General features: G+C 57.8%; 7 protein-coding genes. 4 read left to right on the forward strand and 3 right to left on the reverse strand.

Annotated elements, in window-relative coordinates; translation table 11 throughout:
• Nucleotides 1-23 precede the first annotated feature (23 nt).
• Complete coding sequence (locus AC1DYF_RS33540; protein ID WP_477882343.1) at nucleotides 24-1,256, reverse strand: ABC transporter substrate-binding protein; 1,233 nt, start codon at nucleotides 1,254-1,256, stop codon at nucleotides 24-26.
• A gap of 58 nt (nucleotides 1,257-1,314) precedes the next feature.
• Entirely contained in the window at nucleotides 1,315-2,268 is a 954-nt protein-coding gene (locus AC1DYF_RS33545; RefSeq protein WP_477882344.1) for a sugar phosphate isomerase/epimerase family protein, read from the reverse strand.
• 219 nt (nucleotides 2,269-2,487) lie between these two features.
• Between AC1DYF_RS33545 and AC1DYF_RS33550 the strand changes: the two genes are divergently transcribed.
• From AC1DYF_RS33550 to serA, 3 genes are all read left to right on the forward strand, one after another.
• Nucleotides 2,488-3,570 (forward strand): LacI family DNA-binding transcriptional regulator, encoded by a 1,083-nt coding sequence (locus AC1DYF_RS33550; RefSeq protein ID WP_477882345.1) that lies wholly within the window; start codon nucleotides 2,488-2,490, stop codon nucleotides 3,568-3,570.
• A gap of 173 nt (nucleotides 3,571-3,743) precedes the next feature.
• On the forward strand, nucleotides 3,744-5,294 hold the full coding sequence (locus tag AC1DYF_RS33555) for a VOC family protein (protein ID WP_477882346.1): 1,551 nt from the start codon (nucleotides 3,744-3,746) through the stop codon (nucleotides 5,292-5,294).
• Between the two features lie 215 nt (nucleotides 5,295-5,509).
• A complete protein-coding gene (gene serA, locus AC1DYF_RS33560; RefSeq protein WP_477882347.1) occupies nucleotides 5,510-6,748 on the forward strand; it encodes a phosphoglycerate dehydrogenase in 1,239 nt (412 codons plus the stop codon).
• A gap of 404 nt (nucleotides 6,749-7,152) precedes the next feature.
• Here serA and AC1DYF_RS33565 read toward each other — a convergent pair whose 3' ends face one another.
• A complete protein-coding gene (locus tag AC1DYF_RS33565) occupies nucleotides 7,153-7,491 on the reverse strand; it encodes a hypothetical protein (protein WP_477882348.1) in 339 nt (112 codons plus the stop codon).
• A 559-nt stretch (nucleotides 7,492-8,050) separates the two neighbouring features.
• Between AC1DYF_RS33565 and AC1DYF_RS33570 the strand changes: the two genes are divergently transcribed.
• A complete protein-coding gene (locus AC1DYF_RS33570; RefSeq protein WP_477882350.1) occupies nucleotides 8,051-8,272 on the forward strand; it encodes a hypothetical protein in 222 nt (73 codons plus the stop codon).
• Nucleotides 8,273-8,390 lie beyond the last annotated feature (118 nt).

Consider the following 8,390-nt stretch of genomic DNA (forward strand, 5'->3'; position numbering starts at 1 on the left):
GATGGCCGGATATTCGGACCATATTACTGGAAGATGCTCGAGAATTTGGCGGCTTCCTCGTCGATATTGGCCGAGGAGTTGCTCCAGAAGGCGTCGACATAATCCGTCAGCGCGCCGGCCTGCTGCGGCGTGAGAATGATGGCCTGGTCCGGAACGATCTTGCCGGCGCTCATCAGCTCAAGGCCCTTCTGGGCACAGACATCGAGTTGCGACTTGTCGACATCGGTGCGCATCGGGATCGAACCCTTCTTGATGCTGAATGCCACCTGCACCTTGGGGTCCATGACCACCTCCGCCAGCAGCTTCTGCGCCTTGTCCTGACTGGCATCGCCGGTCTTCGGATAGTCGAAGGAGTCGGCGACATAGACCATGCCGTCGGATTCCGGCACGATGGCGCAACCATAATCCTTGCCCGGCACCTTGCCGGCGACGATGAATTCACCCTTGGCCCAATCGCCCATGAACTGCACGCCGGCCTTGCCGGTGATCACCATGGCTGTCGCATCGTTCCAGTTGCGGCCCGGCGCGCCCTCGTCGACGTAAGCCCGCATCTTGCCAAGAATGGCCAGCGTCTTCTTGATCCCGTCGACGGATTTGGCGCTGTTATCCTTGTCGACATAGATCTTCAGGAAGCCGTCGATGCCCACCTGGGACAGGAGGATCATGTTGAACACCTTGGTTTCCTGCCATGACTGGCCGCCCCAGGCGATCGGCAGAAGGCCGGCTGCCTTCAGCTTGTCCATATCGGCGAAGAATTCGTCCCAGCTCTTCGGCTCGCCGGCAATGCCGGCCTTGGCGAACGCCTCCTTGGAATAGAACATCCAGCTCTCGCCATGAGCGCCGGTGGGGGAGAGGTAGACCTTGCCCTCATAGGAGATGAAATCGTAGATCGTCTTCGGCAGGACATCCTTCCATTTTCCCGCCGCAGCGATGTCGTCGATCGGGTTCATCAGGCCCTGCTTGATGAAATCGGCCGGATCATGGCCAATAACCACCTGCTTGGCGGTCGGCGGGTCGCCGGCGACGACGCGGTTCTGGAAAGCGGCATCCGCCGCGCCGAAGCCGGCGATCGACGAATCCTTCCATTCCCCTCCCCGCTTCTCGAATTCGCTGCGGATCACATTGAGCGCCGCTGCCTCGCCGCCGGATGTCCAGGATGTCATGACTTCCGCCTTCGGCTTATCTTCGGCCCGAGCGGGCGCGGAAACCGCAATCAGTGCGGCTCCGGCAAGCAACAGTTTCATTGCATTCTTCATCGTTCCACCTCTTAAAAGGGCCCTCTTTGCGGGGCCGTTGATCGTTCGGTCTTAGAAGTCAGCGATAGATCGGCAGCAGCGCCTGGCGGACAAGCGTCAGTCCATTGGCAATGTCGCGCACCGGATCGGGCGCTGCGTCGAGTTCGAGAATGGCCCAGCCCTCGTAGGCGCGATCGCGCAGCAGCCGGATCCAGCGCTGCCAATCAACGCGCCCCAAGCCAAAGCCGCAGAAATAGGGCTGGTGGCGCTCGTGGATCTCAGCATCGATCGGCGTATCTGATGGCATCGGCCCGAGCGCGTCCTTCCAGTGGGCGATGATCATCCGCTCATGGTGACGATCGACGAGCGGGATCGGGTCGGAGCCGGCGACGATGATGTGGGCAGTGTCGGGGCACATATGCACATAGGCCGGATCGGTGAGCAGCATCATCAGATCGACGTCACGCGCAGACGCGAAGATCGAGTGAGCCTCGGTGTGAAGCGCCAGCTTCACGCCCCTGGCGTAGAGAATAGCGCCGAGACGATTGAGGAAATCGGCGATCTTGCGGGCATTGTCGAAATCATGGAAGCGCACCGGCTGCGCGCCGAGTGTCTGGCGCAGCGGTGCGCCGATGACCATGATGTCGCTGCCGCATGCCCTCAGGAAATCGGCGTATTTCTCAGCTTTTTCGATCAGAGCGGCCTGCGCCTGAGGCTCGGTGAAATCGCCGGCCGCTTCGAGTTCGGCGAAAAAGCCGCTGCTGAGCTCGAGGCCGCGGTTTGACAGCTCGGAGGCGAAGGCTTCGACCGAGCCATAGGTCTTGATCGCATCCTGCCAGTTGAACGGCGAAAAGGTGAGCTCGACGCCGGTCACGCCAGAGGCCTGGACGCTGTCGAGAGCCTTATCCCAGAAGGCGCGCGGCTGTGCACGGGCATAGTCGGTGATCGCATCAAAGCCATCGACACCCCAGAAGCCGGGGTGAAAGAAGGTCACGAGATCGACACCGAAACGAAGCTTGTTGGCGGCAGCCATTGCTTTTCCATTTCCCACGGCACGGAACATCGTTTGCGGAGTGAGCCTCCACATCGAAAATCCGCATAAATTCCATCATGTTACGAGTGGCAATCGTTTGCCATTTCCCGATAATAGCCGTGCCGTTTGGTTATGCAAGCATTTTTTGGCAATCGTTTGCCAAATGGCCCGAATTGCCATAGCATCCGAACTGCAGGTATTCGGAGGAAAGACCAAAGCGTGAAGAAAAACAAAACCTTGCTCGGGGAGGATTCCGGCCCGTTGATGGCCGACGTTGCGCGCTACGCCGGGGTGGCGATTTCCACGGTCAGCCGCGCGCTCGCCAATCCCGCGCGCGTCAATGAGAAGACCCGCGCCAGGATCAGTGCCGCAGCCGAAGCTCTCGGCTATACGCCGAACGCCATGGCGCGCAATCTCAGAGTCGGCAAGTCCAATATCATCATGATCATCCTGCCGGGCTCGCTGCACTATGGCGCCTCGCAGATCATCCCGCAGGTGCTRCAGGCGATCAACCAGTCCTTGATCCAGAACGGCTACAATCTGATGATTGCCAACCTGGATCGCGACGAAACCTCCGAGCGGCACATTCTCAACCTTGCCTTTGGCGGCTCGGTGCGGGGGGCGATCATCCTGTCATCGAAACTGCCCGAAGTCGGCGGCCGTTCGCTCGCCGAGGCCGGGCTGCCGATCGTCTCGCTGCTTCTCGATATGAGCGAAGCTGCCGTTCCGTCCGTCGTCACCAATGATCGCAGCGCGATGGCGGAGGCCACCCGGACATTGATCCAGCTTGGCCATCGGCGCTTTTTCTATATAGCGGGACCATCCGACAATTATCACGACATCGAGCGCTTCGGCGGGGTGGTCGATGCTTTCCACGAGGCTGGGCTGGACCCAGCATCGATCATCCGCTCAGGCGGCATATTCTCCTACCAGCACGGTTTCGAGGCCGGACAGCAGGCGATCGAGGATTTTTCAGCCCTTGACGTCAAGCCAACTGCCGTTATCGCCGAGTGCGATGATATGGCGATCCCGTTCATCAGCGGGGTGCAGGCCCTCGGCTGGCGCATCCCCGAGGAACTTTCCGTCGTCTCCTTTGATGGCTCGCCGGTTTGCAAATATTGCCATCCGCCGCTGTCGACGATCGAGCAACCAGTGGAGGAGATGGGCAAGGCGGCGGTGGCGAACCTGATGCAGCAGATCGATGATGCCGAACAGGAAGCCCCGATGCGGCTGGTTGTTCCGAGCAGGCTGATCCTTCGGAGAAGTGTCTCGGCAGCTCCGCCCGTTGATCTTACGTCATAGCGATTTCCGGGTACTCGAGTCTGGTCCCGATGAGGAAGAAGGTATTAGCCCCGCGACGGGACCAATATTCCACGCTGAAACACATCAAAGTGCGCGATCCAAGTCGCGCCTACACATTCTGGTCCGGCCAGGCAATTCCTGTATAGTCGCTGCGCGCACGCACCGGGAGAATCATGACCAGCGGCCTCCACCATATCACCCTGATCACCGGAAGGATTCAGGACAATGTCGATTTCTATGCCGGTTTTCTCGGCCTGAGGTTGGTCAAGCGCACTGCAGGTTTCGAGGATGCGACGCAACTTCATCTTTTCTACGGCGATGCCGAAGCGACACCGGGATCCCTCGTTACATTTCTCGCATGGGAAAACGGCTCGCATGGCCGTGTCGGGCACGGTGCAGCCGGGGAAATCGCGTTCACCATCCACTCCGGCTCCATCGGATTCTGGCTGACCCGCGCCCTGACGTTCGGCGTCAAGGCCTCCGGCCCATCACCGGAATTCGGGGAACCGATGCTGCGGCTGACTGATCCCGACGGTGTCATCGTCAAGATCGTCGGGGTTGCCGATGTCGGAGAAACGAGACCCTGGGTGACGCCGGGAATAAGCAGCGCCGATGCGATCCAATGTCTGCACAGTGCAACGATCTTTTCCGAGAAGCCGTCCGACACCGTCGAATTTCTGACCCGGAATATGGGTTTTGCCGAGCGGACAAGAAGTGAGACGATTGTTCGCCTGGCCTCGGATTCCGGTAGCCTTGTCGATGTTCGCGATGCGTCAGGTTTCTGGACGGCGGCGCCCGGCACCGGGACCATCGACCATATCGCCCTGCGCGCACCCGATCGGAGCCATGTCGAAGACGTTGCGCGACAGCTCCAGGCGCAGGGTTACGACGCCATCAATGCCCATGACCGCAAATATTTCTACTCGCTCTATGTGCGCGAGCCGTCAGGCACGCTGATCGAACTTGCCACTGACGGCCCGGGATTTACCGTCGACGAACCGTCTGATGCTTTGGGAGAGCGACTTTTCATCCCGCCGCAGTTTTCGGACGACGACAATATTCGCGTCGTGCTGCCGCAATTCGGGCTGCCGGGCGAACCGCACACGCTCTACCGGGAACTGCCCTTCATTCACCGCATTCATGAGCCCGACCAGCCCGATGGCTCGGCAGTGATGCTGCTGCATGGCACCGGCGGAAACGAGACCAGCCTGCTGCCGCTTGGCCGGCGGCTGTTTCCGAATTCGACATTGATCGGTCTCAGAGGCCGGGCAGTCGAGGAAGGCGTCGCGCGCTTCTTCATCCGCTTCGATCCCACGACTTTCGATCAGAGGGATATTGCTGCCGAATCCATGGCCCTTGCGGCATTCGTCGAGGGTGCAACAGAAGCCTATCGCCTTGATCCGCAGCGGATCACCTTTGTCGGCTATTCCAATGGCGCCAACATGATCGGCGCCACCCTGCTGCTGCAGCCGGGTCTGGTCCATCGCGCCATATTGATCCGGCCGATGATGGTGCTGGATAGCGTGCCAGACTCCGCTCGCTCTGACGCACATGTCCTGATGTTGAGCGGCGCGAACGATCCCTATCAATCCTACGCTGCCCCATTGGAACATGCCCTTATCGCTGCCGGCGCAGTGGTGTGTCACGAGAATGTCGATGTCGGCCACGGCCTATCGGACAAGGATGAAGCGCTGGCCGCGGGATGGCTGCAAACCCGGCATTGAGACCCCTTGTCCAAGAGCTCGAGTTCGCCGGTCGCGTTGCGAATGGATACGCCACTTGGCGCGGTGGCAGCAACCGGCGGAGACGCGTCCAATAGAAGCAGAGAGGGGTTTGTGCTTGCGCTGTTTGTCGGATGGTCGCAAAGCCCTGTTGCAATGCGTGGCAATGGCCTACAACGACATCGCATTGTTTGAATTCGCTAAACGAAAGTCTATCCATGCCTACCCAGCTTTCCCTCTCGCGCGACAGAATTTCCGTGCTTCTGCTTGAAGGCATCAGCCAGAGCGCCGTGGACTATTTTTCGTCGTGCGGATACACCAACCTCGTGCATCTACCGAAAGCGCTCGACGACAAGGATCTCAAAGCCCATATCGCCGATGCGCATATCATTGGCATTCGCTCCCGAACGCAGCTGACAGACGAGATTTTCGAATCCGCCAAGAAGCTGATTGCCGTCGGCTGTTTTTCCGTCGGCACGAACCAGGTCGATCTGGAAGCGGCGCGCCGCCGCGGGATTCCGGTGTTCAACGCGCCTTATTCGAACACACGCTCGGTGGCCGAACTTGTGATCGGCGAGATCATTATGCTGACACGGCAAATCTTCCCGCGTTCGGCGTCTGCGCATCAAGGCGGATGGGAGAAATCCGCGGTCGGCAGCCGTGAGGTGCGCGGAAAAACCCTTGGCATCGTCGGCTACGGCAATATCGGCTCGCAGCTGAGTGCTCTTGCGGAAAGCATGGGCATGGTGGTGCGCTATTTCGATCTCTCTGACAGGCTGCGCCGCGGCAATTCGGAATCGATGGCTTCGCTCGGCGAGCTTCTCGAAATCTCGGACTATGTGACGATGCATGTTCCGGAGACGCCATCGACGTACAACATGATTACCGAAGCCGAGCTGCGCCGCATGAAGAAAGGTGCCATATTCATCAACAATTCTCGCGGCACTGTGGTCGATCTCGACGCGCTGGCGAAAGTCCTGAAAGACGGCCATTTGGCCGGTGCTGCAATCGATGTATTTCCCAAGGAGCCGGCATCGAACAAAGAGCGGTTCGAAACGCCGCTACAGGGCTTGAGCAATGTTATTCTGACACCGCATATCGGCGGCTCGACAGAAGAAGCCCAGGAGCGCATCGGCGGGGAAGTCTCCCGAAAGCTGGTCGAATATTCCGATATCGGCTCAACGATGGGCGCCGTCAACTTTCCGCAGGTCCAGTTGCCTGAACGCCCGAACGGTAAGCGCTTCATCCATGTTCACGAAAACCGCCCCGGCATGCTCATCCAGCTGAACGAGATCTTCTCGTCACGTGGGCTGAATATCGCCGCCGAATTCCTGCAAACCCATGGCGATACCGGTTATGTGGTCATCGAAGTCGAGGACGCGTCCCTGACAGCCGAAGACATCCTTAAGGCGTTACGGGAGATACCGGGGACGATCAGAACGCGATTGCTCTACTGACGCATCGGGCATTGGTGCATCGCCATTGCGACCGGCAGGCGCTGCACGCGCCTCTCCTATAGTGATTTTCGTATGATGTCAGTAGTTTAGGCATTTGTCTCGGATGCCATAGCTGCTTGGCGCAGATAAGAGCCATGGCCGTACTGCACGGCGGCCGACATTCTCAATTACAGGCGCGCCCCATCCGAACCGTCCCCAATTTCAGCTTGGATACCAAGCGTATAGCGCCGATTTAGATTGCGGACATCACCTGGTGGACGCGGTTTCTGAAGTTTCACGCGTTCTTGCTCGATCAAGGTGAACTCTAGGGCATCCTGGCCTTGAACTATCCTTCGCAGATTTCTCAAGAACAAGCCAACATCGCCGAAGTAATTTTGGTCTGTCCGCACCAGGTTCTCTACGCGCTAGACTTCGACAGTAACGACATTCGAGCGCGTAATACCGTTTTCAATCTGTCGCTCGATGATCGCAAGGCGCGCCTGAGGCTGCAAGACTTCCGAAAACCTCTTAACTGTCACGGCGTGATCATCGTTATTATAGATAATCAGGAAGAACTTTCCGTCGTGGTATAAGTATGTTTCGGCGTAGGTAGTTGCCGTGCGAATATTTTCCAACGTGGAGATCGCATCCAACTTCGCTTCTATCGCATTAATCTCAGCAATTCTTGACGCCCGGTCGGGCACGCCGGGCACGACCGGGCAGCCCTCGACATAGGCGAATTCGGCGGACACAAGTCTGAACAATCGGAGCCATCGTAGGCGCTGGATGAAAGGCTCACGACTGGGATGAAGATACCCCAATGGCCTGGAAAGCCGCACATTTGGGCGCACTGACAATCCTAAGCAAGCAGGACTGACAATACAACGGTCCTACTGACAAACCAAAGGAACCCTATCATCAACTGATACCATTCAGCTATTTGGGAATTCAAGAGAAACGAATGGTGCTGCCAGAGAGGATTGAACCCGGACGGTTTCAAATAGACGGTTGATTTATAAGCACAAATTACGCAGTAGGGCAACCCGTGTACATGACCGCTGTGTACGCCAGCGCTTGACCACCCGTAAGGTCGCTTCTCGTTAATGGAACGTTTGGCTTCGCTTAACTTTCCGATGGAGCGCACAAGGAGGTCAACCTTCGCGGACCACCAGTGTGTTGCCTTCGCGCAGAGCAGGCGTTTGCTCTGCCATTCTGACTAGCGAATATCTCGGCGTTTGACGATGGACACTTGGTTCGAGGGGTTTACGTCTTAAAGCGCGCGATATATGCGGTTCATAGTAACTGGGCCAGGGAGGCTATTTGATGAAATTCAATCCATTCAAGCCCAACTCAATGGCAGGCCCAGGCATGTTCAATGGTCGTTTGGAGGAGCTTAAAACTATTGAAAAGTGCTTGTTCCAGACGAGGCATGGGAACCCGCAGCATTTCTTAATAGAGGGAGAACGGGGCATTGGAAAAAGCTCGTTGTTCCTTTTTGTGCATGCACTGGCGTCAGAGCCCGATTTAAAAGTAGTTGAGCGATAACAGCAGGTTGTGATTCCCTTTTGGTGCTAAATCAAAATGGGGTTTCCGATGACCTGGACTGTTATCGCTCGGCGTGAGCATAACCGAGACGCGCTTCGTTTTCCAAGTGATTTGACAG

The organism is Rhizobium sp. P2_G9 (assembly GCF_056403475.1).